Origin of the sequence: Dactylosporangium sp. CA-092794 (assembly GCF_050948465.1) — a bacterium.
Lineage (GTDB): Bacteria > Actinomycetota > Actinomycetes > Mycobacteriales > Micromonosporaceae > Dactylosporangium.
This window is the reverse complement of record NZ_CP192044.1, coordinates 143,089-169,343: the sequence shown is the minus strand read 5'-3', so window position 1 is coordinate 169,343 and position 26,255 is coordinate 143,089. Positions and strand designations below refer to the sequence as shown.

At 71.8% G+C, this 26,255-nt stretch carries 22 protein-coding genes; 13 read left to right on the top strand and 9 right to left on the bottom strand.

Annotated features, from left to right (window positions below; all coding sequences use genetic code 11):
• Window position 1: 1 nt before the first annotated feature.
• The 3 genes from ACQPXD_RS00750 (at window position 2) to ACQPXD_RS00740 (ending at window position 3,384) form a co-directional block, all read left to right on the top strand.
• Complete coding sequence (locus tag ACQPXD_RS00750; RefSeq protein ID WP_432833769.1) at window positions 2-1,198, top strand: mannosyltransferase family protein; 1,197 nt, start codon at window positions 2-4, stop codon at window positions 1,196-1,198.
• Between the two features lie 16 nt (window positions 1,199-1,214).
• Window positions 1,215-1,676, top strand: coding sequence for a PH domain-containing protein (locus tag ACQPXD_RS00745; RefSeq protein WP_432833768.1), 462 nt, complete (start codon window positions 1,215-1,217; stop codon window positions 1,674-1,676).
• A gap of 238 nt (window positions 1,677-1,914) precedes the next feature.
• Complete coding sequence (locus ACQPXD_RS00740; RefSeq protein ID WP_432833766.1) at window positions 1,915-3,384, top strand: mannosyltransferase family protein; 1,470 nt, start codon at window positions 1,915-1,917, stop codon at window positions 3,382-3,384.
• 4 nt (window positions 3,385-3,388) lie between these two features.
• Here the strand turns inward: ACQPXD_RS00740 and ACQPXD_RS00735 are convergent, their stop codons facing one another.
• Complete coding sequence (locus tag ACQPXD_RS00735) at window positions 3,389-5,332, bottom strand: SpoIIE family protein phosphatase (RefSeq protein ID WP_432833764.1); 1,944 nt, start codon at window positions 5,330-5,332, stop codon at window positions 3,389-3,391.
• Window positions 5,333-5,424: 92 nt separating this feature from the next.
• On the opposite strand from ACQPXD_RS00735, the gene ACQPXD_RS00730 reads away from it, so the two are divergent.
• Together ACQPXD_RS00730 and ACQPXD_RS00725 are read left to right on the top strand one after the other, a co-directional pair.
• Entirely contained in the window at window positions 5,425-9,801 is a 4,377-nt protein-coding gene (locus ACQPXD_RS00730) for a HAMP domain-containing protein (RefSeq protein WP_432833762.1), read from the top strand.
• Window positions 9,802-9,840: 39 nt separating this feature from the next.
• Complete coding sequence (locus ACQPXD_RS00725; protein ID WP_432833760.1) at window positions 9,841-10,419, top strand: response regulator; 579 nt, start codon at window positions 9,841-9,843, stop codon at window positions 10,417-10,419.
• 9 nt (window positions 10,420-10,428) lie between these two features.
• Here ACQPXD_RS00725 and ACQPXD_RS00720 read toward each other — a convergent pair whose 3' ends face one another.
• The gene (locus ACQPXD_RS00720; protein ID WP_432833758.1) at window positions 10,429-10,770 is read right to left on the bottom strand and encodes an STAS domain-containing protein; all 342 of its coding nucleotides are present in this window, start codon (window positions 10,768-10,770) and stop codon (window positions 10,429-10,431) included.
• Between the two features lie 101 nt (window positions 10,771-10,871).
• Between ACQPXD_RS00720 and hemL the strand changes: the two genes are divergently transcribed.
• Genes hemL through ccsB form a run of 6 tightly spaced genes read left to right on the top strand, consistent with a single transcriptional unit; the run spans window position 10,872 to window position 16,682 of the window.
• On the top strand, window positions 10,872-12,206 hold the full coding sequence (gene hemL / locus ACQPXD_RS00715) for a glutamate-1-semialdehyde 2,1-aminomutase (RefSeq protein WP_432833756.1): 1,335 nt from the start codon (window positions 10,872-10,874) through the stop codon (window positions 12,204-12,206).
• Window positions 12,207-12,211: 5 nt separating this feature from the next.
• On the top strand, window positions 12,212-12,847 hold the full coding sequence (locus tag ACQPXD_RS00710; RefSeq protein ID WP_432843531.1) for a histidine phosphatase family protein: 636 nt from the start codon (window positions 12,212-12,214) through the stop codon (window positions 12,845-12,847).
• Window positions 12,848-12,849: 2 nt separating this feature from the next.
• A complete protein-coding gene (locus tag ACQPXD_RS00705; protein ID WP_432843529.1) occupies window positions 12,850-13,386 on the top strand; it encodes a redoxin domain-containing protein in 537 nt (178 codons plus the stop codon).
• 1 nt (window position 13,387) lies between these two features.
• Entirely contained in the window at window positions 13,388-14,131 is a 744-nt protein-coding gene (locus tag ACQPXD_RS00700; RefSeq protein ID WP_432833754.1) for a cytochrome c biogenesis CcdA family protein, read from the top strand.
• Window positions 14,131-15,702, top strand: coding sequence for a cytochrome c biogenesis protein ResB (gene resB / locus ACQPXD_RS00695; RefSeq protein WP_432833752.1), 1,572 nt, complete (start codon window positions 14,131-14,133; stop codon window positions 15,700-15,702). Before ACQPXD_RS00700 ends, resB begins: the two co-directional genes overlap by 1 nt.
• Window positions 15,702-16,682: a c-type cytochrome biogenesis protein CcsB gene (ccsB, locus tag ACQPXD_RS00690; protein WP_432833750.1), complete on the top strand. Its 981-nt coding sequence runs from the start codon at window positions 15,702-15,704 to the stop codon at window positions 16,680-16,682. Before resB ends, ccsB begins: the two co-directional genes overlap by 1 nt.
• Window positions 16,683-17,288: 606 nt before the next feature.
• On the opposite strand, the gene ACQPXD_RS00685 is transcribed toward ccsB, so the two are convergent.
• The 7 genes from ACQPXD_RS00685 to ACQPXD_RS00655 form a co-directional block, all read right to left on the bottom strand.
• Window positions 17,289-17,972: a hypothetical protein gene (locus ACQPXD_RS00685; RefSeq protein ID WP_432833748.1), complete on the bottom strand. Its 684-nt coding sequence runs from the start codon at window positions 17,970-17,972 to the stop codon at window positions 17,289-17,291.
• Window positions 17,973-18,071: 99 nt separating this feature from the next.
• Complete coding sequence (locus ACQPXD_RS00680) at window positions 18,072-19,289, bottom strand: ABC transporter permease (protein ID WP_432833746.1); 1,218 nt, start codon at window positions 19,287-19,289, stop codon at window positions 18,072-18,074.
• Complete coding sequence (locus ACQPXD_RS00675; RefSeq protein WP_432833744.1) at window positions 19,286-20,005, bottom strand: ABC transporter ATP-binding protein; 720 nt, start codon at window positions 20,003-20,005, stop codon at window positions 19,286-19,288. Before ACQPXD_RS00675 ends, ACQPXD_RS00680 begins: the two co-directional genes overlap by 4 nt.
• A 13-nt stretch (window positions 20,006-20,018) precedes the next feature.
• Window positions 20,019-21,257 carry an efflux RND transporter periplasmic adaptor subunit gene (locus tag ACQPXD_RS00670; protein ID WP_432833742.1) on the bottom strand — a complete coding sequence of 413 codons (1,239 nt, stop codon included), beginning with the start codon at window positions 21,255-21,257 and terminating at the stop codon, window positions 20,019-20,021.
• 36 nt (window positions 21,258-21,293) lie between these two features.
• Window positions 21,294-22,916, bottom strand: coding sequence for a sensor histidine kinase (locus tag ACQPXD_RS00665; protein ID WP_432833740.1), 1,623 nt, complete (start codon window positions 22,914-22,916; stop codon window positions 21,294-21,296).
• The gene (locus tag ACQPXD_RS00660) at window positions 22,913-23,644 is read right to left on the bottom strand and encodes a response regulator transcription factor (protein ID WP_432833738.1); all 732 of its coding nucleotides are present in this window, start codon (window positions 23,642-23,644) and stop codon (window positions 22,913-22,915) included. Before ACQPXD_RS00660 ends, ACQPXD_RS00665 begins: the two co-directional genes overlap by 4 nt.
• Window positions 23,645-23,655: 11 nt before the next feature.
• The gene (locus ACQPXD_RS00655) at window positions 23,656-24,831 is read right to left on the bottom strand and encodes an efflux RND transporter periplasmic adaptor subunit (RefSeq protein WP_432833736.1); all 1,176 of its coding nucleotides are present in this window, start codon (window positions 24,829-24,831) and stop codon (window positions 23,656-23,658) included.
• A 190-nt stretch (window positions 24,832-25,021) separates the two neighbouring features.
• On the opposite strand from ACQPXD_RS00655, the gene ACQPXD_RS00650 reads away from it, so the two are divergent.
• Both ACQPXD_RS00650 and ACQPXD_RS00645 read left to right on the top strand, forming a co-directional pair.
• Window positions 25,022-25,594 (top strand): hypothetical protein, encoded by a 573-nt coding sequence (locus ACQPXD_RS00650; protein ID WP_432833734.1) that lies wholly within the window; start codon window positions 25,022-25,024, stop codon window positions 25,592-25,594.
• Between the two features lie 160 nt (window positions 25,595-25,754).
• Window positions 25,755-26,249: a hypothetical protein gene (locus ACQPXD_RS00645; protein WP_432833732.1), complete on the top strand. Its 495-nt coding sequence runs from the start codon at window positions 25,755-25,757 to the stop codon at window positions 26,247-26,249.
• Window positions 26,250-26,255: the final 6 nt, after the last annotated feature.

Sequence of the window (26,255 nt, the reverse complement as noted above, 5' to 3'; positions counted from 1 at the left end):
ATTGACCATTGCGGAGACGGACGCGGCGGAGGCGGGCCGGTCGCCGGCCGACCGGCCGTGGCGGCGGGCGCTGCTGTCCGGGCTCGGGATCTTCGTGGCGAGCAAGGCCGGGCTGGCCGCGGTGTCGGCGTTCGCCTGGATCGGCGAGAAGCGGCCCAACGTCACGGTCACGTCCATCACGGCCCAATGGGCGGCCCAATGGGACTCGGTGTGGTTCCGCCACATCGCGCAACAGGGCTACTACCCGGATCCGGACAAGGCCCCGGCGGCGTTCTTCCCGCTGTATCCGCTGCTCATCCGCGCGCTGACGCCGCTGTGCCTGGGCAAGGACTGGATCGCCGCGCTGCTGGTGGCCAACGTGGCGATGTTCGGCGCGCTGGTCGTGCTGTTCCGGCTGACCGAGCACGAGTTCGACCGCGCGGTCGCCGGCCGCACGGTCTTCTACCTGGTCGCCTTCCCGACCGGCTTCTTCCTCACCGCCGCCTACAACGAGGGCCTGTTCATCGGCCTGATGGCGGCCTGCATCTACTGCCTGCGAAAACAGTACTGGTGGTGGGCCGGCGCGTTCGGCGGTCTGGCCGTGTTCACCCGCTCGGCGGGGGTGCTGCTCGCGGGCGCGTTCGTCTACGAGTGGGTCCGGGTCCACCGGTTCCGGCTCAACCGCTCGGCGCTGGCGATCCTGCTGTTCCCGGTCGGGGTGGCCGGCGTGGCCGCGTTTTCCCTGCGGGCCTACGGCGAGCCGTTCGCGTTCCTGCACGCCCAGCGCTACTGGGGGCGGCACCTGGACTGGCCGTGGGCACCGGTGCTGCGCGGGTTCAAGTCCCTGGTCCAGGGGACCCACCTGCAATACGGCTTCAGCGACCTGTGGGTGCACAACCTGCTGGAGCTGGCGACGGTGCTGCTGGTCATCGCCCTGCTGGTGCTGATGTTCGCCGGCCCGTGGCGGGTGCGGCGCGACCAGTGGGTGCTGCCGCTGCTCGGGGTGGCGCTGACCCTGCTGATGATCAGCTTCCCGTCGTCGCACCAGCCGTATCCGCTGTACTCCGCCTCGCGGCTGGGCCTCGAGGTGTTCCCGGCGTTCATGCTGCTGGGTCGGCTCGGCGCGCGGCCGGTGATCGATCGGATCGCGCTCGCCCTGTTCTTCATGCTGCAGGCGATTCTTGCCGCTTACTTCGTGCGGGGCGGCTGGGTCGCGTAATCGTAGGGGTGTGCAGATGCGCAGCGGTGCCTTCTCCGAGCAGCCGGCGGCGTCGCCGACCAGCGCGCGCTGGCGGGTGTCGCCCGGCTTCGCGGCGCTCAAGTGCGCCGTCACGGTGGTGCTGGTGCTCGCCGCGGTGTTCTTCGCCGGGGACCGGCCGGCGCTGACGGCGGCCCTGGTCGCCGCCGCGGTGGCCGGCGGCTACGCGCTGCGCGACCTCATCGCCCCGGTCCGCCTCGCCGCCGACCCGGCCGGCGTCACCGTCGTCGCCGGTTACGCGGGCCACCGCCGGCTGGAGTGGCCGCAGATCGAGCGGATCCGCATCGAGGCGCGGTCCCGGGCCGGCCTGCGCAGCGAGTTCCTCGAGATCGACACGGGCGACACGCTCTACCTGCTCAGCGCCTATGACCTCAACGCCCGCCCGGCCGACGTCGCCGACGAGCTCGCCCGCCTGCGGACGGCCGGTGGGAGCGGCTGACCGCCCCCGCCGGCGCCCCCGGCGCCGCGCCCGGGGCGCCACGACCACGTCCAAGGCCGCCCAAGCCGCCGTCTTGGCACTCGCCCGGCTCGGCGCCAGGCGAGCCAGCGCCGCAACCGAGACCGCCGCCGCAACCGAGACCGGCGTCGCCGCCGCGACCGCTGGGATCGAACAGCCCCGGAGCCGCACCCGCGCTCGGGCCGACATGCCCTGGCGGCGCATCATCGCTCGGGCCGACATGCCCTGGCGGCGCACCGGCGCTCGGGTTGACGCGCCCTGGCGGCGCGCCGTGCGCCGCGGCCGGCGGGCCCTGACCGCGGCCAAGGCGGCCCCCGCGACCGTCTCGCTGTTCGCCCGCGGCAACGGCGAACCCCGCCCCCACCCGCGCGGCACCGCCACGCGGGTCGACGCGCCCTGGCGGCGCACCGGGCGCGACAGCCGGCGCGCCCTGACCGCGACCCGAGCCGCCCCGGCGACCGTCTCGACGTCCGCCCGGAGCGACCGCGAACCGCACCCGCACCCACAGCCATACCCGTACCCAAGGCCCGCTGGCACGTCGGTCGATCGGCCGTGGCGACGGGCGCTGCTCTGCGGCTTGGGGGTCTTCGCGGCGAGCAGGGCGGGGCTGGCGGCGGTCTCGGTGTTCGCCTGGATCGGCGATCCGCGGCCGCGGGGCGGCGCCAAGGCGGTCGCGCGGCTCTGGGCGACGCAGTACGACTCGCCCTGGTTCACCGCGATCGCCGAGCACGGCTACCAGCGCACCGCGGACGCCTCGCCGGCCGCGTTCTTCCCGCTGTACCCGGCGCTGATCAGGCTGTGCACGCCGCTGACCCTGGGCCGTTCGTGGGCGGCGGCGCTGCTGGTCGCCAACGCCGCCCTGCTCGCCGCGCTCATCGTGCTGTTCCGCCTCGCCGAGCGCGAGCTCGGCGAGGCCGCGGCCGGCCGCACGATCTTCTACCTGGTGGCGTTCCCGACCGGCTTCTTCCTCAGCGCCGCCTACAACGAAGGGCTGTTCATCGCCCTGGCCGCGGCGACCGTCTACTGCCTGCGCCGCGAGCGCTGGTGGTGGGCCGGCGCCCTGGGCGGCCTGGCCGCGGCCACCCGGTCGGCCGGCATCCTGCTGCTGGGCGCGTTCGTCTTCGAGTACATCCGCGTCCGCCGGAGCGTGGTTCCGCGGTGGGAGATCGTCGCCGGGCTGCTCATCCCCGCCGGGCTCGGTGCGGTGATGATCGTGGACCGGTTCGCCTACGGCGATCCGCTGGCCTTCTCGCACACCCAGGCCGCGCACTGGGGCCGCCACCTCGCCTGGCCGTGGCAGGCGCCCATCGACGCCGCCCGGGCGCCGGGCAGGCCGTTCACCGAGATCTGGACGCACAACGTCCTGGAGCTGGCGACGGTGATGTTCGCGCTGGTCCTGCTCGTGCTCGCCCTCGCCGGGCCGTGGCGGATGCGGCGCGACCAGCTCGTGCTCCCGTTGTTCGGCGCCGCGCTGCTGGTCTTCATGATCAGCTTTCCGAGTCGGTACACCGGGGACATCCCGTATCCGCTCTACTCCGCCTCGCGCATCGGGCTGGAGATATTCCCCGCGTTCATGCTGCTCGGCCGGCTCGGCGCGAAACCGTCGCTGGAGCGGGTCGTGCTCCTCGTGTTTCTGACCGCGCAAGGGGTGCTCGCCGCGCACTTCCTCCACTCGGGCTGGGTGGCGTGAGGGCTCAGGCGTCGTTGCGGACCGCGAAGATGGCGATGTCGTCGCGCGGCGGCTCGGCCGAGTAGCTCAGCGTGCGGGCCCGCAGCCGGGCCACGACCACGTCGGCCGGGAAGCCGGCCAGGTTGGCCGCCTCGGCCTGGAGCCGTTCCACGCCGAACAGGTCGATGCCGCGGCGCCGCTCGGTGACCCCGTCGGTGAAGAAGATCAGGGTGTCGCCGGGGTCGAGGGAGACCTGGGTGCGCGGGGTGTTGATGCTGTCGAGCAGGCCCAGGGCGGTACCGCAGGCGCCCACGAGCTCGGTCCGCCCGTCCGCGCGCAGCAGGACCGGCTGGTCGTGGCCGGCCAGGTGCAGCGTGACGTCGAGCCGGCCGTCGTCCCGGCGCAGCACCTGGGCCAGGCACAGCGTGCAGAAGCGGCCCCCGCCCCGCTCCAGCAGGGTCTCGTTGAGCCGCAGCAGCACCTCGGGCAGCGGCCGGCCGTCGCGGACCAGCACCCGGGTCACGTCGCGGACCAGGCCGGTCACGGTCGCGGCCTGCACGCCCTTGCCGGAGACGTCGCCGACCACCACCAGCCAGCGCCGGGCGGAGAGCGGCACCACGTCGTAGAAGTCGCCGCCGACCTCGACGCCCTCGCCGGTGGGCACGTACTCGGCGCCGAACTCCACCCCTTCGGCCTTGGGCAGCTGCGGCGGCAGCAGTGAGCGCTGCAGGGCGTGCGCGACGCTGCGCCGCTCGGCGTGGATGTTGGCGTTGTCGATGGCGAGCGCGGCCCGGCGGGCCACGTCCTCGACCACCGCCACCTCCTCGGCCCGCTGCCAGGTGTCGCGGTTGCCGCCGACGGTCAGCGTGCCGAGGTGCTGGCCGCGGGCGATGAGTGCGACGACGTAACCCTCCAGGGGCGGCCCGAGCGGTACCACCGCATCGGTCCCCATCGCCTCCTTGAGCTGCGGCCCGGCCTCGGCCAGTGCGTCGAGGAGGCCGGCGACCATGCTCTCGTCGGCGTGGGCGGCGGCGGCCAGGCGCAGCTCCCCGCCCGGGTCGGCGGCGTGGATCGCGCACCACACGCCCAGGCGCGGCACCACCAGCCGCGGGATCAGCGCCAGCGTCAGCTCGACGTCGAGGGACTGCGCGAGCAGCTCGCTGGCCTCGGCGAGGAACGTGAGCCAGGTGCGCCGCTCGGCGTCGGCCTGGCGCAGCCGGTGGTTCTCGACCAGCAGCGTGAGACGGTCGGCGGCCAGGGCGGTGAGCGGGCGGGCGAGGGGACTGTCGGTGCCGCCGGACACGAGCAGCTCGGCGCGCCACGGGCGGGCGACGCGCAGCGGCAGGCGCCGGCCGGCGTCGGTCGAGCCGCCGCTGCGGCCGAACGCGGCGGCGGTGCGCGGCCCGTCGCCCTCGTCGACGGTGAGCGCCGCGCCCTGGGCGCCGATCGCCAGGCACAGCCGCTGCAGCAGCTCCTCGGCGATGTCCTCCAGCGAGGTGCCGCGCCCGGACCAGGTCAGCGCGTCGACCGCGGAGGGCAGGTCGAGCGCGGGCAGGCCGGGCCGGGGGCCGACCGTCGAGGGCCGGTCGAGGCGGAACCACACGCCCTTGCCGCCGGCGAAGTGCAGCGTCCCCCACGCGGTGGCGAGCTGCTCGACGAGGAGCAGGCCGCGGCCGCGCTCGGGGATCTCGGCGGAGGAGTTGTCGGGGAAGCTCGGCGTGACCGTGCCGGGCCGGAAGTCCACCACGGCGACCGTGAGCGAGCCGTCGCCGGCCGTGATCTCCAGGTCGACCTCGGTGCCGGCGTGCACGACACTGTTTGTGGTCAGCTCGGTGACCAGGAGCAATGCCTCGTCGAGAACGGCGCCGAGGTCCCGTTCGTGCGTGATCGTCCGGATCGCCTCGCGGGCCAGACCGGGAGAGCTATGGTCGGCCGGGAGCCTGATCCTCCGGACGGTCTGGGTTGTCACATATCGCAGTCTCCACTGAACGGTGGTAACAATCCAACCTGAAGGACGACGATGGGTGGACACCGCCTGCCCCCGAGACCGGTGGAGACGATATGACCACAGTCGAAGAAGTCACCCAGAAGAGTCCCGAGACCTTGCTGCTGGAAGAGTTGTCCACGGCGCTGGACCGGCTCACCGTGGGCGACCTGAAGATCCGGCTCAACCGGCGCGACGGCCTGCCGGGCGAGGTGGTCGAGCGCTTCAACCGGCTCGCGGAGATGAAACAGCGGCACACCAGCGAGCTGCTGCGCATCAGCCGGGTCGTCGGGCGCGACGGGCGGATGACCGAGCGGCTCGACGAGGAGGGCTTCGAGGGCGCCTGGCTGGACCGCATCCACGCGGTCAACTCGCTCATCGACGACCTGGGCCGCCCGACCACGGAGATCGCCCGCGTGATCGTGGCGGTGGCCGAAGGCGACCTGTCGCAGAAGCTGGCGCTGGAGATCGACGGCCGGCCGCTGCGCGGCGAGTTCCTCACCATCGGCCGCACGGTCAACACGATGGTCGACCAGCTCTCGTCCTTCGCCGACGAGGTGACCCGGGTGGCCCGCGAGGTCGGCACCGAAGGCAAACTCGGCGGCCAGGCCCAGGTCACCGGCGTCGCCGGCACCTGGCGCGACCTCACCGACTCGGTGAACTCGATGGCGGCCAATCTGACCGGCCAGGTGCGCTCGATCTCTACGGCGGCGACGGCGGTGGCCCGCGGCGACCTGTCGCAGAAGATCACGGTGAGCGCCAAGGGCGAGATCGCCGAGCTGTCCGAGACGATCAACTCGCTCGTCGACACACTGCGGATCTTCGCCGAGCAGGTGACCCGGGTGGCCCGCGAGGTCGGCACCGAAGGCAAACTCGGCGGCCAGGCCGACGTGCCGGGCGTGGCCGGCACGTGGAAGGACCTCACCGACAACGTCAACTCGATGGCGTCCAACCTCACCAGCCAGGTCCGCAACATCGCCCAGGTGGCCACCGCCGTGGCCCGGGGCGACCTGTCGCAGAAGATCACGGTGGCGGCGCAGGGCGAGATCCTCGAGCTCAAGGACACCGTCAACACGATGGTGGATCAGCTCTCCTCGTTCGCCGACGAGGTCACGCGCGTGGCCCGCGAGGTCGGTACCGAAGGCAAACTCGGCGGCCAAGCCCAGGTCACCGGCGTCGCCGGCACCTGGCGCGACCTCACCGACAACGTCAACTTCATGGCCTCCAACCTCACCAGCCAGGTCCGCAATATCGCCCAGGTCTCCACCGCCGTCGCCCGCGGCGACCTCTCCCAGAAGATCACCGTCGACGCCCGCGGCGAGATCCTCGAGCTCAAGTCGACCGTCAACATCATGGTCGACCAGCTCTCCTCGTTCGCCGACGAGGTCACGCGCGTGGCCCGCGAGGTCGGTACCGAAGGCAAACTCGGCGGCCAAGCCCAGGTCACCGGCGTCGCCGGCACCTGGCGCGACCTCACCGACAACGTCAACTTCATGGCCTCCAACCTCACCAGCCAGGTCCGCAACATCGCCCAGGTCTCCACCGCCGTCGCCCGCGGCGACCTCTCCCAGAAGATCACCGTCGACGCCCGCGGCGAGATCCTCGAGCTCAAGGCCACGGTCAACACGATGGTCGACCAGCTCTCCTCCTTCGCCGACGAGGTCACCCGGGTCGCCCGCGAGGTGGGCACCGAAGGCAAGCTCGGCGGCCAGGCCCAGGTGCGCGGGGTGGCGGGCACGTGGCGCGACCTCACCGACAACGTCAACTTCATGGCGTCCAACCTGACCGCCCAGGTCCGCAACATCTCGCAGGTCGCCACGGCGGTGGCCCGCGGCGACCTGTCGCAGAAGATCACGGTTGACGCGCAGGGCGAGATCCTGGAGCTCAAGAGCACCGTCAACACCATGGTCGACCAGCTCTCCAGCTTCGCCGACGAGGTCACGCGCGTGGCCCGCGAGGTGGGCACCGAAGGCAAGCTCGGCGGCCAGGCCCAGGTCAAGGGCGTCTCCGGCACCTGGCGCGACCTCACCGACAACGTCAACTCGATGGCGTCCAACCTGACCAGCCAGGTCCGCAACATCGCCCAGGTCACCACGGCGGTGGCCCGCGGCGACCTGTCGCAGAAGATCACCGTCGACGCGCACGGCGAGATCCTCGAGCTCAAGTCCACCGTCAACACCATGGTCGACCAGCTCTCCAGCTTCGCCGACGAGGTCACCCGCGTGGCCCGCGAGGTCGGCTCGGAGGGCAAGCTCGGCGGCCAGGCCCAGGTCAAGGGCGTCTCCGGCACCTGGCGCGACCTGACCGAGAACGTCAACCAGCTGGCCTCGACGCTGACCACCCAGCTGCGCGCCATCTCGCAGGTGTCCACGGCGGTGACCCGCGGCGACCTGACCCAGCGCATCGCCGTCGAGGCGCTCGGCGAGGTGGCCGAGCTCAAGGACAACATCAACCAGATGATCGTGACCCTGCGCGAGACCACGAAGAAGAACGCCGAGCAGGGCTGGCTCGACTCCAACCTGGCCCGCGTCGGCGGCCTGCTGCAGGGTCAGCGCGACCTCGGCGAGGTCTGCCGCATGATCATGACCGAGGTGACCCCGCTGGTCGACGCGCACATCGGCGCGTTCTTCCTGTCCGGCGCCGACGCCGACAGCGGGCTGCGGCTGCGCCTGGAGGCGTCGTACGGCTACGTCGCCCCCGGCACCGAGGTCAGCTTCGCCCCCGGCGAGGGGCTTGTCGGCCAGGCGTCGCTGTCGCGCCGGGCGATCCGGGTGAAGGCCGCGCCGGACAGCCGGCTGCTGGTCCGCTCCGGGCTGGCCGAGACGCCGCCGGCCGACCTGGTCGTGCTGCCGGTGCTGTTCGAGGGCGAGCCGCTGGGCGTGATCGAGTTCGGCAGCGTCTCGCCGTTCAACGACCTGCACCTGGCGTTCCTCGACCGGCTCGTGGTGACGATCGGCGTGGCGCTCCGGACGATCCTGGCCAACCGGCGCACCGAGGAGCTGCTGTCGCAGTCCCAGCGGCTGGCGCTGGAGCTGCAGGACCAGTCGGCCGAGCTGCAGCGCACCAACGCCGAACTGGAGGAGAAGGCGACGCTGCTGTCGGAGCAGAAGGGCAACATCGAGAAGCAGAACCGCGAGATCGAGATGGCCCGCCTCGGCCTGGAGGAGAAGGCGCTGCAGCTGGCGCAGGCGTCGCAGTACAAGTCGGAGTTCCTGGCCAACATGAGCCACGAGCTGCGGACCCCGCTCAACTCCATGCTGCTGCTGTCCCGGCTGCTCGCCGACAACCCGGACACCAACCTGACGCCCCGGCAGATCGAGTTCGCGGCCACCATCCACAACGCCGGCTCCGACCTGCTGGCGCTGATCGACGACATCCTCGACCTGTCGAAGATCGAGGCCGGCCGGATGGACGTGGAGCCCGGCGAGGTGTCGTTCGAGGAGATCCGCTCGTACGTCGAGCAGGCCTTCGCCCCGCAGGCCGAGGACAAGGGCCTGGAGTTCACGGTGGCGGCCGACCCGGCGCTGCCGCCGATGATCGTGACCGACCCGCAGCGGCTCCAGCAGATCCTGCGCAACCTGGTGTCCAACGCGGTGAAGTTCACCGACCACGGCTCGGTGACGCTGAGCATCGGGGTGGTGCCGGACGGCCTGGAGTTCACCACGCCGACGCTGGCCGGCGCCCGCCGGGTGATCCAGTTCGCGGTCTCCGACACCGGCATCGGCATCTCCGACGACAAGGTGGCGCTGATCTTCGAGGCGTTCCAGCAGGCCGACGGCACGACCAGCCGCAAGTACGGCGGCACCGGCCTGGGCCTGTCGATCAGCCGCGAGCTGGCCCGGCTGCTCGGCGGCGCGATCGGGGTCACCTCGCAGCTCGGCCGCGGCGCCACGTTCACGCTCTACCTGCCGGACGTGATCGCGACCGAGGTGACGCCGGGCATCCACCCGGTGCCGGCCCAGCCGCAGTCGCTGCCGGCGCCCGTCCGCCCGCTGCCCGGGCCGCCGCCGATGCTGCGCTCGCTGCCGTCGCCGGACCGGCGCTCGACCGCCACCGCGCACGAGCTCGACGGCGCGACCGTGCTCATCGTCGACGACGACGTGCGCAACGTCTTCGCCCTCACCAGCGCGCTCGAGCTGCACGGGATGACGGTGCTCTACGCCGACAACGGCGCCGACGGCGTGCGGATCCTCTCCGAGCACCCCGGCGTGGACATCGTGCTGATGGACGCGATGATGCCCGACCAGGACGGCAACGAGACCACCCGGGCGATCCGGCGCAACCGCCGCTTCGCGGACCTGCCGGTGGTGTTCCTGACCGCGAAGGCGATGCCCGGCGACCGGGAGTCGTCGCTGGCCGCCGGCGCGAGCGACTACATCACCAAGCCGGTCGATCTCGATGAATTGCTTGACGTGATGGCCGCCTGGGTAAACGGGGAGGGCCGCGCGGTGTAGGTTTCCGATGCGGAGTGATCAGCGAAGGGAGCGGCACCGTTGACTGGACCGGACCGTCCCGCGAAGGTGCTGCTCGTCGACGACCGGCGGGACAACCTGCTCGCCCTGGAGGCGATCCTGCAGGGCCTTCCGGTGCAGACCGTCGGCGCCGACAGCGGCGAGGACGCCCTGAAACGGCTGCTCATCGACGACTTCGCGCTGATCCTGCTCGACGCGCAGATGCCGACGATGGACGGCTTCGAGACGGCCCGGCACATCAAGCGCCGGGAGCGGACCCGCCACGTGCCGATCATCTTCCTGACGGCCGCGGACCGGGACTCGCATCTCGCCCTGCGTGGCTACGCGGCCGGCGCGGTGGACTACCTCACCAAGCCGTTCGATCCATGGGTACTGCGCGCCAAGGTCTCTGTCTTCGTCGAGCTCTGGACGATGACCCAGCAGCTGGCCGCGCAGTCCGACCTGGTGCGCGCCCGCGAGACCGAGCTGCGCGCCGCGGGAGTGGCCGTCGACGAGGCCCAGGCGCTGCTCAAGGCCGCCCTGGCCGCCGACGGCGAGCTGGGCCGCGAGCAGGTGGAGAAGGCGATGGCCACGCTGGCCCGGGCCCGGGCCAAGCTCTGACCGGTGGCGTTACGCCTCTTGGATCATCAGCGCGTTGCGCAGGCCGGTGATGTCCAGGACCCGGATCAGGAAGGCGCCAACGTTGACGAGCACCAGGTAGCTCTGCGTCAGGGTGGCCTTGCGGCTCAGCACGACCAGCGTGCCGAGGCCCTGGGAGTCGCAGAACGTGACCCCGGCCATGTCCAGCACCACCCGCGGCGTCGGCTCGCTCAGGACCTCGTCCACGGCGGCGGCCAGGCGCGGCACCGTCGACATGTCGATCTCACCGGACAGCGAAACGACGGTCTCGGTCGCGGCGCGGCGCACCGAGACCGAGAGACCCACTGAACCGGAGAGATCGGGGCGATCCACCGCCTCAGCCTATATGGGATCGGCGCACACAGTGGCGTCGGGCACACGCCGTCCAGGGCGGCGCGGGAGTGAACCCGAGGGGCTGTCAGAATGGGCTGGCTGTGACCGATGTTGACGCCGCCGGCCTCGGCCCGTATCCGGGTGACGCGCCGGCCTCGCAGGACCTGTTCGACCGCGCTCAGGCCATCGTGCCGGGTGGGGTGAATTCACCTGTCCGCGCGTTCCGCGCGGTCGGTGGCACCCCGCGCTTCATGGTCGGCGGCTCCGGCTGCTGGCTGACCGACGCCGACGGGCGGCGGTATGTCGACCTCGTCTGCTCCTGGGGGCCGCTGATCCTCGGCCACGCGCACCCCGAGGTCGTGGCGGCGGTGACCGCCGCGGCGGCGCGCGGCACGAGCTTCGGCACGCCCACCCCCGGCGAGGTCGACCTCGCCGCGGAGATCGTCGCGCGGACCCCGGTCGACCAGGTCCGCCTGGTCAACTCGGGCACCGAGGCGACGATGAGCGCGCTGCGGCTCGCCCGGGGGTACACCGGCCGCTCCAAAATCATCAAGTTCGCCGGCTGCTACCACGGGCACGTCGACGCGCTGCTGGTCGCGGCCGGCTCCGGCGTGGCCACGCTCGCGCTGCCCGACACGCCGGGCGTGACCGGCGCGACCGCCGCCGACACGCTGGTGCTGCCCTACAACGACATCGCCGCCGTCGAGGCGGCGTTCGAGGCGCACGGCGACCGGATCGCCGCGATCATCACCGAGGCCGCGGCCGGCAACATGGGCGTCGTCGCGCCGCGCGACGGGTTCAACGCCCGGCTCGCGGAGCTGGCCCACCGCCACGGCGCGCTGCTCGTCGTCGACGAGGTGATGACCGGCTTCCGGGTCAGCCGCTCCGGCTGGGCCGGGCTCGAGCCGGTGGACGCCGACCTCTTCACCTTCGGCAAGGTCATGGGCGGCGGCCTGCCCGCCGCGGCGTTCGGCGGCCGGGCCGAGATCATGGCGCGGCTGGCCCCGGCCGGCCCGGTGTACCAGGCCGGCACCCTGTCCGGAAACCCGCTGGCCTGCGCCGCGGGCCTGACGACGCTGCGCCTGGCCACTCCGGAGGTCTACGACCGCCTGGACGCGACCGCGGCGACGGTGAGCAAGCTGGCCTCCGACGCGCTGGCCGCCGCGGGGGTACGGCACGTGCTGTCGACCGCGGGCAACATGTTCTCGATCTTCTTCACCGACCGGCCGGTGCACGCGTTCGCCGACGCCCAGACGCAGAACGTGGCCGCCTTCCGGGCGTTCTTCCACGAGATGCTCTCCCGCAGCGTCTACCTGCCGCCCAGCGCCTACGAGGCGTGGTTCGTCTCCACGGCGATCGACGACGAGGCGCTGTCGGTGATCGAGGCGGCACTGCCGCACGCGGCCCGGGCCGCGGCCGCGCAGGTGGCCCCGTGAAGACCATCGTCCATGTGCTGCGCCACGGCGAGGTGTACAACCCGGAGAAGGTCCTCTACGGGCGGCTGCCCGGCTACCACCTCTCCGAGCTCGGCGTGCAGATGGCCAAGGCCGCGGCCGAGGCGATGGCCGGCCGGGACGTCACGCACCTGGTGGCGAGCCCCCTGGAGCGCGCGCAGCAGACCGCCGCGCCCTTCGCCGAGCAGCTCGGGCTGCCGATCGCGGTCGACGAGCGGCTGATCGAGAGCGCCAACTTCTTCGAGGGCAAGCGGGTCGGCGTGGGCGACGGCGCGCTGCGCGACCCGCGCAACTGGTGGGTGCTGCGCGACCCGCGCACCCCGTCGTGGGGCGAGCCCTACACGGTGATCGCCGCGCGCATGTTCGCCGCGCTGATGGCGGCCCGCGAGGCGGCCGAGGGGCACGAGGCTGTGTGTGTCTCGCACCAGCTGCCGATCTGGACGCTGCGCCGGCACGTGGAGAAGAAGCGGCTGTGGCACGACCCGCGGCGGCGGGAGTGCGGGCTGGCCAGCTTCACGAGCTTCCACTTCGACGACACCAAGATCGTCGGGATTGGGTACTCCGAGCCAGCCGCCCACCTCATCGCGCTCTCGGCCACGGCGCGCGACGCGAAGGGGGCGTGAGGATGCGCCGCCTGCTCGCCGCCGTGCTGACCGTGACCCTGCTGGCGCTCGCCGCCTGCAGTAGCGGCGCGCCGAAGAACGCGATGGGCAGCCGCAAGATCGCGGCGCAGGACCGGGTCTCCGCACCCGCCATGCGCGGCGACCTGATGGGCGGCGGCAGCTTCGACCTGTCCGCGCACAAGGGCCAGGTCGTGGTGGTCAACTTCTGGGCGTCGTACTGCCCGCCCTGCCGCACCGAGGCACCCGAGCTGGAGAAGGTCCTGGCCGCGACCAAGGACCAGGGCGTGACCTTCATCGGCGTCAACGTGCACGACCAGCGCGACCCGGCCAACGCCTACCTGGCCGACATCAAGCCGACGTACGGCAGCATCTTCGACCCCTCCGCCTCGCTGGCGCTGGACTTCGACGTGCCGCCCAACTCGATCCCGGCCACGCTGGTCATCGACCGCTCCGGCCGGATCGCCGCGGTCATGCGCTCCGAGGTCGACCAGGCACTGCTCGAACCGGTGGTCCGCGAGCTGCTGGCCGAAAAGGCCTGACGTGGACGCCGGCACCGTCGCCGCGAGCGGGCCCCTGCTGGGCGCGGTGGCGATCGCCGTCCTGGCGGGCCTGGCCAGCTTCCTGTCGCCGTGCATTCTGCCGCTGGTGCCGGGCTACCTGTCCTACGTCACCGGCCTGGCCGGCGCCGACCTCGACTCGGGGCAGCGCCGCGGGCGGGTGCTCGCCGGCGTCGGGCTGTTCATCGCCGGCTTCGCCGCGGTGTTCATCGGGCTCATCGTGCTCGCCACGCAGGCGGCCATGTCGCTGATGGTGCACCGCCGGCTGATCGAGGCGGTGGTCGGCGGGGTCGTGATCGTGCTCGGCCTGGCCTTCATGGGCCTGGTGCCCGGCCTGGAACGGCAGTGGCGCGTCCAGCGGCTGCCGGCCGCCGGCCTGGTCGGCGCGCCGGTGTTCGGCATGGTCTTCGCCCTGTCCTGGGCGCCGTGCACCGGCCCGACGCTCGGCGCCGTCATCGCGCTCGGCTCGACCAGCGGCTCGCAGGCCCGGGCGGTTACCCTGGCCGTCGCGTACTCGCTGGGCATCGGCCTGCCGTTCATCGCCGTCGGGCTGGGCTTCCAGCGGCTCATCGGGGTGATCAAGTTCATCCGCCGCAACAGCCGCTGGGTGACCCGCATCGGCGGCGCGCTGCTCGTGCTGGTCGGGCTGGCCCTGGTCACCGGCGTCTGGAGTTCCCTCATGATCGCGTTGCAGGCCAACATCGGGCCCGGATCGGTGCCGATCTGATGCGCTGGGCCTACCACACGGCCGTGGCGGTCGGCCGCCGCGCCTGGCGCCAGCTCACCAGCATGCGCACGGCGCTCGTCCTGCTGCTCCTGCTCGCCGTGGCCGCGATCCCGGGCTCGGTGCTGCCGCAGCGCAACGTCTCGCCGGAGAAGGTGCGGGCGTACCTCGACACGCACAAGCAGTGGGGCCCGACGCTCGACCGGCTCTCCTGCTTCGACGTCTACGGCTCGCCCTGGTTCTCCGCGATCTACCTGCTGCTGTTCGTCTCGCTGGTCGGCTGCCTGGTGCCGCGGTTCCGTGGGCACATCGCGGCGCTGGTGCGGGTACCCCCAAAGGCACCGAAGCGCCTCGACCGGCTGGCGGAGCACGCCACCGTGCCCGGCGAGGCGCCCCCCGAGACCGCCGAACGCATCCGGGGCGTGCTCAAGCGGCGGCGCTTCCGCACGGTCGTGCGGCAGGACGGGGACATCACCGAGATCTCGGCCGAGAAGGGGTACCTCAAGGAGACCGGCAACCTGGTCTTCCACTTCGCGCTGCTGTCGCTGCTCATCGGCGTGGCCTACGGGTCGTGGTTCGGCTGGCACGGCAACCGCCTGCTGGTCCAGGGCGACGACTTCGCCTTCTGCAACACGCTGCTCAACTACGACGAGCACGCGCTCGGCGCCCAGGTCGGCGAGAACGACCTGCCCCGCTTCTGCCTGCGGCTGGACAAGTTCACCGCGACCTACCTGCCCAACGGCCAGCCGGTGACGTATCAGGCCAGAGTGGGGGTTACCGAGCACGGGACCAGGACCGAGCGGCGGCTGGAGGTCAACGACCCGCTGCGGCTGGACGGCGCCAACGTCTCGCTGCTCGGCCACGGCTACGCGCCGATCCTCAAGTACACCGACAAGTACGGCCGGTCCTCGACCAACGTCGCGCCGTTCCTGCCCCGCGACGGGCTGCTGACCAGCGAGGGCGTCGCCACGTTCCCGGACGTCAACATCAACCCGGAGACGAAGACCCGCGACGACAAGGCACAGATCGGCTTCTCCGGCATCTACCTGCCCACGCTCCCGGCCGACCCGTCGGCGAACTCGTCGGCCTTCCCGGCCGAGAACGATCCGCGGCTGATGTTGCAGCCGTACCGCGGGGTGCTCGGGTTCGACGCGGGCGCGCCCCTGAGCGTGTACACCCTGGACACCCGGCAGATCGCGGCGGGCCGGCTGGTGAAGTTCGGCGATCCGCTCATGCTCAAGCCCGGCCAGACGGGCACCCTGCCGGACGGCACGACCGTGCAGTTCGTCGGGACGCAGCAGTGGATCAGCATCTCGGTCCGGCACGACCCGGGCCAGCCGATCGTTCTCGGCGGCGCCATCGCGCTGCTGGTCGGACTGCTCGGCTCGCTGAGCGGCAAGCGCCGCCGGATCTTCTTCCGCATCGCGCCCACCGGCATCACGGCGGGCGGCCTGCCGCGCAGCGACTACCCCGGCTTCGCCGAGGAGTTCGCCGAGATCGTGCGCGCCGCCTCCCCCGCCGTGAGCGTGCCCGAGCAGGTGCCGCAGACTGAGGACGTTGAGGAGGTTGTGTGATGGGTGAGTTGTCGAACCAGCTGCTGGTCGTCACGATCCTGTGTTACGTCGTCGCGATGATGGCCTACGCCATCGAGTACGCCTTCGGCGGCCGCAGCATCATCGCCCGCGCGGCGGCCACCCCGGCGGCCGTCCCGGCCCTGGTCGGCGCCGACACCGGCCCCTCGATCTCCTACTTTCCGGAAAATCCGGAAATGTCGGAAACGCCGGCGTCAGCATCGTCCGGCGGCCACCGGGCCGGCGTCGCCGCGGTCATCCTGACCGTCCTCGGCTACGCCGCCCACATCGGCGCGCTCGTGACCCGCGGCATCGCGGCCGACCGCGCGCCGTGGGGCAACATGTACGAGTTCGTCATGACGGCGACCTTGGTCGGCGTGACGGCCTGGCTGGTCGTGCTGGTCCGCTGGCGGACGCTGCGCCACCTCGGTCTGTTCGTGACGCTGGTCGCCTCGATCCTGCTGGCGATCGCCGGCATGACGCTCTACGTGCCGGTCGGCCCGCTGGTGCCGGCGCTGCACTCGTACTGGCTGGTCATCCACGTCGGCGCCGCCTCGACCGCATCGGGCATCTTCCTGGTCGGCTTCGTGGCCGCGGCGATGCACCTGATCCGCTCCGGCTACGACGCGGGCAAGACCCGCTTCCCGTACTCCCTCGGCGAGCGCCTCCCGCAGGCCGCGACCCTGGAGCGGGTCACGTTCCGCATCCACGCCTTCGCCTTCCCGATCTGGACCTTCGGCGTCATCGCCGGCGCCATCTGGGCCGAGGCCGCCTGGGGCCGCTACTGGAACTGGGACCCGAAGGAGGTCTGGTCCTTCATCGCCTGGGTCGTCTACGCCTGCTACTTGCACGCGCGGTCGACCCCGAGCGTGAGCCGCCGCCTGACCTCGTGGATCGCCGTCGTCGGCTGGGCCACGATGCTGATCAACCTGTTCGGCGTCAACCTCTTCGCCAACGGCCTGCACTCCTACGCCGGCGTGTAGCCCCACTCGATCCCGCCGCCGTCCGAAAAGTCGGGCGCTCCGCGCCACGACTTTTCGGATTTATACCCCGACAGGTCATATGTCGGATTGAGCGGGCAACAACACTCCGCGATCATGCACGCCTCCACGCGAACGCCCGCGTTTTTCATGATCGCGGAGACATACGGTACCTATGGGTACACAACCACTCCACGATCATGAAAAACGCGTGGTGCGCACGGCCGGTCGAGCATGATCCCGGAGACATAAGGCGGGATAAGGCGGGCCGGTCGCCGACCGGCTGCGCAGTCGGTCTCCAGCGGCCCGGGGACGGCGGCACGCAACCCACCCGACCGCGCCGCGATGGTGCCGACCGGCTGGCCGCGACGGCACCGTCACGGTCCGGCGGACGTTCGGTATGGGGCTCGGCGGCGACCCGCTACTGCTCGAGCCGGGCTACGGAGCGCCGGCACGGCCACGGCCACGCTCGGCCGCACGTGGGCGGCTCATCAGGACTCGCGCGGTGGCTTGTCCCGGCTGGACTCTTCGTGGTCGTGGTCGTGGTCGTGGACGGGGTCCAGGCCGGCGATCCGGTCCCTGACCCCGAAGCGGCGCACGCCGGCGAGGCTACTTCGTCTTGGTGATCGCGGTGGCGTCGACCGTGCCGTCGGAATTCTGGCCCTGGACCGTCACGGTCGAGCCGGCGGTCAGGTCCTTCAGCGCGCCGGGCGCCGACACCGTCGTCTTGTCGGTGGTCTTCACGATCACCGTGCTGCCGTCGGCGGTCTCGATGTACACCGTGGTCCCGTCGACCAGCTTCACCGTGCCCGTCACGCCGCCGCGGGCGCTGCCGCCCGTCCCCGTCCCCGTCCCCGTGCCGCCGGCGCCGCCATTGCCGCCGCCCTGGAAGCCCTGGCCGGCCCCGCGGTTGGCGAAGGCGCTGGCCAGCGCGGCCGGGTTGACGCCGCCGGGGCCGGCGGCGGCGGGGGCGGTGCCGTAGCTCTTCTGGACCTGGGCGCCGGCCACGAAGCCGACGACGATGAGGGCCAGCCCGGCCAGCACGAACGTGGCGCGGTTGGCCAGGCGGCGCGGGCCGGACTTGGCGATCCGCTCGTTGAGGTCGTCGTCGAGCGGCGGTTCGGAGAGCAGATCCCCGTCGTCTATTTCCGAAATATCCGAAATGGTGGTCACCACGGGCAGGACGTCCGTATCGGCCGACGAGTCCGACGGCCGGCTGTAAGGCGAGGACCCGTCACCGCCGGACGACGGCTGCGCGTCCGGACGGCGGAAGGGCGAAGCGGCGTGGGTCACGGAAAACTCCTCGTCGACTGCCGTGCGGGTGGGACCGGGTTGCGATGCCCGTCGGGGGTCGGGCACCGCAACCAGGACCCACCGGCACAGCGGTGAAACCTACTCATAACGAAGGGCCTCGATGGGACGGAGCCCCGCCGCCCGGCTGGCCGGGTAGCTGCCGAAGAACAGGCCGATCGCGACGGAGAAGCCCAGCGCGAGGGCGACCGAGCTCGGCACGATGATCGGCTTGATGCTGACGATGGTGAACTGGCTGCCGACGACCGCGGCCAGCACGCCGAGGAGTCCGCCGATCACGCTGAGCACCGTGGCCTCCACCAGGAACTGGGTGAGGATGGTGCGCCGCGGGGCGCCGAGCGCCTTGCGGATGCCGATCTCGCGGGTGCGCTCGGTGACCGTCACCATCATGATGTTGGTGATGCCGATGCCGCCGACGAGCAGGCTGATGCCGGCCACGGCGCCGAGCAGCAGGGTGAAGGTCTCCGCGGTGTTGGCCCGGGTCTCCAGCAGCTGCGACTGGTTGAGGATGCGGTACGCCGAGGTCGTCGACGACCCGCTGACGTTGAGCTTCTCGTCGAGGATCGCGGTGATCTCGGCCTGCGCCTCGGAGACCGCGTCCGGCGAGGTCGCCTGGACCAGGAGCTGGTTGAGCGAGCCGTAGCCGGTCAGCGACTCCTGCACCGCGCTCACCGGCGCCATGGCGACGTCGTTGGGGTCGTTGAACCCGGCGCCGCCCTTCTCCGCGAGCACGCCGACGACGGTGAAGAGCTTGCCGGAGACGGTGATCTGCTTGGACAGCGGGTCGACGTTGCCGAAGAGCTCCTCGGCGACGGTCGAGCCGATCACGACCACCTTGCGCGAGTCCTTGACGTCGTCGTCGGTGAACAGCGAGCCCTTGGCGACCTTGAAGTTCGAGGCGCCGACGTACCCGGGATAGGTGCCGACGAAACTCGGGATCGTGTGGTCGGTGCCCTCGTAGGTCGCCGAAAGCGAGCTGGTCACCACCGGCGACACGCTCTTGACGTCTGGCGCGTCGTCCTTGTTGGACAGCGCCGGCACGAGGTCCATGGTCAGCGCCGTGTTCTGCGTCCCGGCGGCGCCGCGGGCCCCGCCGCCGGCGCCGGCGGTCACGGTCAGCGTGTTGGTGCCCAGCGACTCGATCTGGTTCTGCACCGCCTGCGCGGAGCCGTTGCCGACCGCGACCAGCAGGATGACGGCCGCGACGCCGATCAGGATGCCCAGCACGGTGAGGCTCGAGCGCAGCTTGTTGGCGGTGATCGCGCGCAGCGCGAAGCGGATGGTCTCGAAGATGTTCACTTGAGCCGCTCATCCTGGACGATGCGTCCGTCGACCAGCCGGATCAGTCGCTTCGCCCGCTCGGCGACGTCCGGCTCGTGGGTGATCAGCACGATGGTCCGGCCCGAGTGGCTCAGCCGGTCGAACACGGCCAGCACGTCGCCGGTGGACTGGGTGTCGAGGTTGCCCGTCGGCTCGTCGGCGAGCACCAGGGCCGGCGCCGTGACCAGCGCCCGGGCGACCGCGACGCGCTGCTGCTGGCCGCCGGAGAGCTGGTTGGGCTCGTGGTCCTCGCGCTCGGCCAGGCCGACCATGGCCAGCGCCGCCCGGGCTCGGCGGCGCCGCTCGGCCGACTTCACGCCGGCGTAGGCGAGCGGCAGCTCGACGTTGGCCAGGGCGGTGGTCCGGGCGATGAGGTTGAACGCCTGGAAGACGAACCCGATCCGCCGGTTGCGCACGAGGGCGAGCTGGCGGTCGTTGAGCCGGCTGACATCGACACCGTCGAGCAGATACCGCCCGGTGGTCGGGATGTCGAGGCAGCCCAGGATGTTCATCAGGGTCGACTTGCCGGAGCCGGATGAGCCCATGATGGCGACGTAGTCGCCGCGCTCGACGGTGAGCGTCACGCCGCGCAGCGCGTGCACCTCGGTCTCGCCCTGGCCGTAGGTCTTCGTGACGTTGCGAATGTCCAGGACCGGCTTCACACCCGGCCGCGGCGCGAGGCCGGCTTCAGTCATCTGCAAACTCATGTCAGTTGCCCCGCCGAACGGTGCCGCCGCCGCCACCATTGAAGCCCCCGCCGCCGGTGAAGCCGCCCGCCCCGCCCGGGAACTGGTTGGCCGGGGCGTTGGTCGAGGTGGTCGTGGTCGTGGTGACCACGACCTGGTCACCGGCGGCGAGGCCGGACTTGACCTCGACGAAGCCGCCGCCGGTGATGCCGACCTCCACCTGCCGGTCCTCGTTCTGCCCGTTGACCTGCACCGTGACCGTGTGCTGGCCGCCCGCCGTGCGCACCGCCGTGCTCGGGATGCGCACCACGTTCTGCGCCTCGGCGACGGTGACGACGGCGGTCGTGCTCTGCCCCAGCCGTACCCCTTCGGGAAGCGAGTCCAGCGTGATCACCACGGCGTAGCTGTTGACGTTGTTGCTGGTCGTGGCCGTGGGAGAGATGGTGCTGACCTTCCCCGTCGCCCGCGTGCCGGACAGCGCACTCCAGGTGATGTTGGCGGTCTGCCCGCCCTTGAGCTTGGTCGCGTCCGCCTCGGCGAAGCTCGCGTCGACCTGCAGCTTGCTCAGGTCCGCGAGCTGGATGAAGCCGCTGCCGGAGCTCGAGCCGGAGGAGCTGGAACCCGAGCCCGACGAGCTGCCGCCGCCGGCTCCGGACGACCCCGATGAGCCCGATGAACCGGATCCGGACGAGGAGGAGCCGACCGCGCCGCTGACCGCGGTGACCGTGCCGGCGATCGGCGCGGTGAGGATCGTGCCGTTCACCGTCGCCTGCGCCGAGGTGACGTTGGACTGGGCGGTGGCGACCTGCGCCTCGGCGGAGGCGATCGTCGCGTCGTCGGCGCTGTTGTTCTCGTCGCGGGTGAGCGCCGCCTTCGCCGCGGTGAGATTGGCCTGCGCGGTGTTCAGCGCGGCCTGGGCCGCCGTCGGGTCCACCTTGGCCAGCACCTGGCCCTTGGTGACCACGTCGCCGACCTTCACGTCGACCTCGGTCACCGTGCCGGAGGTGGCGAAGTTGGCGTTCGCCGTGGCGGCGCTGGCCACCGAGCCGGACGCGGAGACCGTCTGCGACACCGTGCCCTGCGTGGCGGCGACGACCCGGCTGCGCGTGGTCGTCGTGCCCGCGTCGGCCGACGCGGCCGGACCGCTCACGATCTGGTACGCCCAGAAGGCCCCACCGGCGGCGGCGACCACGAGCACGGAGTTCACGAGGGTCACGGAGTTGAACCGTGGCCGGCGCACGGACGGCAGCGACAAACGCATGAGGGGAATCGTCGTGGCCGTCGCTCGGAGCGACCCTCAGCGAACCTCGGAGTTGCCTCGGAATCCGGTTGCCCGAGTTTCAGCGGATTCGTCCGCCAGCTCGCCCGGGTCGATGCCAGCCTCTTCGTCGACGCACTCTTCCTCGTCGTCGCCGAACTCCGGCATCTCCAGCGCGGGCAGCAACACCCGGAACGTGGCCCCCTGCCCGGGAGCCGTCCACAGCTCGACCCGGCCGCCGTGCGCCTGCACGATCGAGGCCACGATCGACAGGCCGAGGCCGGCGCCGCCGTAGCGGCGGGAGCGGGAGCCCTCGGCGCGGTACAGCCGCTCGAAGACCCGCACCGCGTCCTGCGGATTCATGCCGGGCCCGGTGTCGGCGACCTCGACGGCGGCCAGCGGCACGCCCGCGGGCAGCGCCGGGCCGACGGTCGCGATCGGCAGCATCTTCGGCGGCCCGGGCCGGCCCACCCGGACCACGATCCGGGTGTCCTCGGCCGTGTGCTGCAGCGCGTTGCTGACCAGGTTGGCCACGACCTGGCGCAGGCGGGCCTCGTCGCCTTCAACGGTCACCGGCTCGAACGTCATCGACCGCTCGTCGAGGGCGGCCAGTTGCACGAACCGGGTCGGCACCCGCACGTGCGCGTCGCGCACCGTGTCGGCGGCGACGGCGAGCAGGTCGACCGGGGCCTGCTGCAGCGGGCGCTCCTCGTCGAGGCGGGCCAGCGTGAGCAGGTCGTTGACGAGCAGGCGCATCCGGCTGACCTCGGCCTCGATGCACTCCATCGCCTCGTCGAGGGCGGGGCCGGGCGGGGCGCCGCCCCGGCGGTACAACTCCGCGAAACCCTGCACGCTGGTGAGCGGCGTGCGCAGCTCGTGTGCGGCGTCGGCGAGGAACTGCCGCAGCCGCCGCTCCGAGCCGGCGCTCTCCTGGACCGCGCCCTCGATGCGGGTCATCATGGTGTTGAGCGCGATGCCCAGCCGGCCCGACTCGGTGTGCGGGTCGGCGTCGTCCACGCGCCGCGACAGGTTGCCGCCGGCGATGTCGACCGCGGCGTCCTCCATGCGGGTCAGCGGCGCCAGGCCGACCCGGACCAGGGTGGCGGTGGCCATGCCCACGAGCAGCAGCAGGGCGAGGCTGACCCCGGAGGTGTACTGGATCATCTGGTCCCGGGTCTGCTTGACGTCGGCCATCGAGATGGCCAGCGCCGCGTAGCCCCGATCGTTCGCCGGGAAGGTGGGCTGGAACACCCGGACCCGCCACTGCGACTTCGGCCCGTCGACGGTGAACGGCGTGCCGGCCGCCGCCCGGGTCTTGAGGTCGCCGAACAGCTTGGGGTCGAGCAGGACCTTGTCGGGATCCGGGGCGGTCAGCCGGCCGGTGGAGTCGAAGCGGTACACCTGGAAGTCGGGGCCCGGCGAGAACTCGCCGTCGCGGCGCTGGAAGTTGGTCGGCATGCTGGGCGCCACCGACGGGGCCGCCTGCGGCCGGGGCAGCCGGCCGCCGTCGTTCAGCTGCCGGTCGATGCGCTGCATGAGGTACCAGTTGAGGAACAGCACGCCGATGACGTTGGCGGCGATGAGCGCGACCGCGGAGATCGACACGACGGAGACCACGATCCTGGTCCGGACCGTCCAGTGCCGCCAGGGCCGCAGCTTCACGCCTCGGATCTCGGCAATCGCAGCGCGTAGCCGACCCCGCGCACGGTGTGGATGAGCGGCGGGTCCCACTTGTCGATCTTGCGGCGGAGGTAATACACGTAGGACTCCACGATCCGCCCGTCCCCGCCGAAGTCGTAGTTCCACACCCGGTCGAGAATCTGCGCCTTGCTCACCACCCGGCCGGCGTTGGTCAGCAGGTACCGCAGCAGGTTGAACTCGGTCGGCGAGAGGTCCACCCGGTTGCCGCCGCGGCGCACCTCGTGGGCGTCCTCGTCCATCTCGAGGTCGGCGTAGCGCAGCACCCCGCCGTCGACCAGCTGCTGCTGCTCGCCGAGGCTGCGACGCAGGATCGCGCGGATGCGCAGCACCACCTCCTCGAGGCTGAACGGCTTGGCGACGTAGTCGTCGGCGCCGACGGTCAGCCCGGAGATGCGGTCCTCGACCGAGTCCCGCGCGGTCAGGAACAGCACCGGCACCGGCCGGCCGCTGGTGCGTAGCCGCTGGGCGACCTCGAAGCCGTTCAGGTCGGGCATCATCACGTCGAGAACGACCAGGTCGGGGCAGTACTCAGCGGCAGCGGCCAGCGCCTCCCGGCCGCCGGTGGCCACCCGCACCTCGAAGCCGGTGAGCCGCAGTGTGGCGGACAGCAGCGCGCGGATGCTGGCCTCGTCGTCCACGACGAGGACCTTGGGCTGGCGTTCGGTCGCCTGGGACGCGGTTACGGGCATCGGCTCCATCGTCACTGACCCGCCGTAACGATCTCGTCGCCTTCGGCAAGTCCGCTCTTGATCTCGGTGTTGACGTCGCCGCGCAACCCGGTCTGGACGGGCCGCTGCTCATCCTTGCCGTTGACCCGCACCGTCACGGAGCCGCCGTGCACGGCCGTGGACGGCACGAACAGGACGTTGTCCACGGACGCGGTGACTACAGCGACAGTAGCGCTCTGGCCGTACAGCAGCGTATCGGGCACCTTGTCGAACGAGATCAGCGCCGCGTAGCGGACCAGGCGGTTCGACACCGTGCCGGCCGGATCAATCTGGATGACCTTGCCGTCGAACTTCGCGCTGGCATTGTCCGGCAGCGTGATCTTCGTGGTCTGGCCGACCTTCAGATCCGCCACCTCGGCCTCGGTGAACTCCGCCTTGACCGACACGTCGCCGGTGCCGGCCAGCGTGATCACGCTGGAGCCGGCCTGACTGCCGACCGTGCCGTTGACCGCGAGCACCTTGCCGCCGACCGGCGCGGTGATGACGGTGCCGGCCAGCTTGGCGTTGGCCTGGGTCAGGGTGAGCTTGGCGTTGTTGAGCCGCTGCTGGGCGCTCATCAGGTTGTCGCTGGTCTGCTGGATCTGGTTGGCCCGGTTCTGCGCGTAGTTCTGCGTGGTGTTTTGTCCGGAAGTGGTATTTTGTCCGGAACCGGCCTGGCCTTGTGATCCGCCGGTTTGGGAGCCACCCCCGCCGGCGGCGCGGGCCGGAGACGAGGACGACGTCTGCGGGGCCGCGGTCGTAGGTGCCGCGGTCGTAGGCGCCGTGACCGGCAGGGCCACCGCCGTGTCGTGCGCCGTCTCGGCCTTGTCCAGCGCGTCCTGGGCGTTGGAGACGCTCTCGGAGGCCTGGTCGACGGCGTCCTGCGCGCTCGAGTCGTCGATCTTGGCGAGCACCGCGCCGGCGGCGACCACGTCGCCCGCCTTGACGTCGAGCTCGGTGAGCGTGCCGCTGGAGGTGAAGCCGAGGCTGCGGCTCGCCTGCGCCTGCACCGTGCCCGAGGCGGACACCGTGGTACTCACCGCGCCGCGGACCACCTTCGCGGTGCTGACCTGCACCGGAGCCGGCTTGTCGTCGCCGGTGAGCACGACCACCGTCACGGCCGCGGCCGCGAGCACGGCGGCGCCTCCGGCCAGCCACCAGACCTTCATGGTCGATAGTTCAGCCGGTTCTCCTCCCGACCACCTAGGCCCGACCTCAAAGTTCCCTGAGAGCGGGTACCCCCGAGAGGTGCCCGGCAATTCGCCGCATACGCGGGCGGATCACCCCGCCCGGTTGTGAGCGAATTTTGAGGTTCGGTCGACTTACCGTCGAGGTTCGCACCGTTGCATCACACATGTGATGAACAAGCGGATCGGCGGCGCCGTGCTCGCGCTCGCCGCGGCGGCCCTCTTCGCCGCCGCCTGCGGCTCCTCCGACAACGCCGAGGCGCCGGCCGCCGGCGGGGCCTCCGGCGGCACCGACTACGCGTCGTGCCTGCGGAACAACGGTGTCGACCTCCCGCAGTTCAACGCCTCGAACCGCCCGACGGCCCGGCCCTCGGGCATGGCGACCGCCTTCCCGTCCGGCCGGCCCCGCCCGTCGGGCAGCGGCGAGTTCCGCGGTGGCGGTCCCGGTGGCGGCGGCTTCGGCGGCTTCTTCGGCTCCGAGGCGCCCAACGGTGTCGACCAGCAGACCTGGGAGAAGGCGCAGCAGGCGTGCGCCTCGCTGCGGCCGACGGCGTTCCCCAGCGGTGGCAACCGCGGCGGCGGCAACGGCGGCGGGCGGGACGCGGCCTACCGCAACTGTCTCAACGACCACGGCGTGACGGTCACCGGCTCGACGAACCAGCTCGACACCTCCGACGCCAAGGTGGCGGCGGCGATCCAGGCGTGTGCGGCGCTCAAGCCCAACCCACAGCCGTCGGCCAGCTGACTTCACTCCCTGGGTGCGTCGGCGTCGCACCCTCTGTGCGTCGATCTTGCAGTCGCGCTCACGCATAATCCGGACATTGTGGGAGTGTCCGGTATGCAGCGGCTGCGAGATCGACGCCGGAGACGCGTGTCGCTGCGCGGGGCAGGTCGTTGCGCACGGTATGGAAGCGCTGGACACCTTCTCACGGACGTTCCTGCCCGCCACCGCGCTGGCGAAGCTGCCGGGCGGCACGGTCGCGCGGCACGTGCCGGTGCTGCGCTCCTGCGCCGGTAACCGCGACGCGGTCGCCGTCGTCGCCCGGTGCACGACCCGCAGCGGGCGCCGCAACGTGCTCATGCTGACCCGCAGCCGGCTCGTCGTGACCTGCGAGTCCGGGCTGCTGCGCCGGGTCGGGCTGCACCTCAACGCCGACCTGCACCAGCTCGCCGACGTCACCTGGACGCCCGAGCCCGGCCGGGCCGGGCTGCAGCTCGGCCTCACCGCCATCGACGGTGTGCGCGAGAACCTGTGGGTGCGCCCCGGCAGCGCGGCCGAGATGTGGCGCCTCGACGAGGCCCTCCGCCAGGCCTTCCGCACGCCGTGGGGAGTCATCGAGCCGGCCCGGGCGGCCGCGCTCCCGGCCCGGGCGGCCGGCCGCACGCTCAGTCTCGCCTGACCCGAA

Coding starts and splice junctions, on each gene's coding strand:
- ACQPXD_RS00745 (WP_432833768.1), top strand. CDS start 1,215: ATGCGCAGCGGTGCCTTCTCCGAGCAGCCGGCGGCGTCGCCGACCAGC.
- ACQPXD_RS00740 (WP_432833766.1), top strand. CDS start 1,915: ATGCCCTGGCGGCGCACCGGCGCTCGGGTTGACGCGCCCTGGCGGCGC.
- ACQPXD_RS00730 (WP_432833762.1), top strand. CDS start 5,425: ATGACCACAGTCGAAGAAGTCACCCAGAAGAGTCCCGAGACCTTGCTG.
- ACQPXD_RS00705 (WP_432843529.1), top strand. CDS start 12,850: ATGCGCCGCCTGCTCGCCGCCGTGCTGACCGTGACCCTGCTGGCGCTC.
- resB (WP_432833752.1), top strand. CDS start 14,131: ATGCGCTGGGCCTACCACACGGCCGTGGCGGTCGGCCGCCGCGCCTGG.
- ccsB (WP_432833750.1), top strand. CDS start 15,702: ATGGGTGAGTTGTCGAACCAGCTGCTGGTCGTCACGATCCTGTGTTAC.
- ACQPXD_RS00675 (WP_432833744.1), bottom strand. CDS start 20,005: ATGACTGAAGCCGGCCTCGCGCCGCGGCCGGGTGTGAAGCCGGTCCTG.
- ACQPXD_RS00670 (WP_432833742.1), bottom strand. CDS start 21,257: ATGCGTTTGTCGCTGCCGTCCGTGCGCCGGCCACGGTTCAACTCCGTG.
- ACQPXD_RS00660 (WP_432833738.1), bottom strand. CDS start 23,644: ATGCCCGTAACCGCGTCCCAGGCGACCGAACGCCAGCCCAAGGTCCTC.
- ACQPXD_RS00655 (WP_432833736.1), bottom strand. CDS start 24,831: ATGAAGGTCTGGTGGCTGGCCGGAGGCGCCGCCGTGCTCGCGGCCGCG.
- ACQPXD_RS00650 (WP_432833734.1), top strand. CDS start 25,022: ATGAACAAGCGGATCGGCGGCGCCGTGCTCGCGCTCGCCGCGGCGGCC.
- ACQPXD_RS00645 (WP_432833732.1), top strand. CDS start 25,755: ATGGAAGCGCTGGACACCTTCTCACGGACGTTCCTGCCCGCCACCGCG.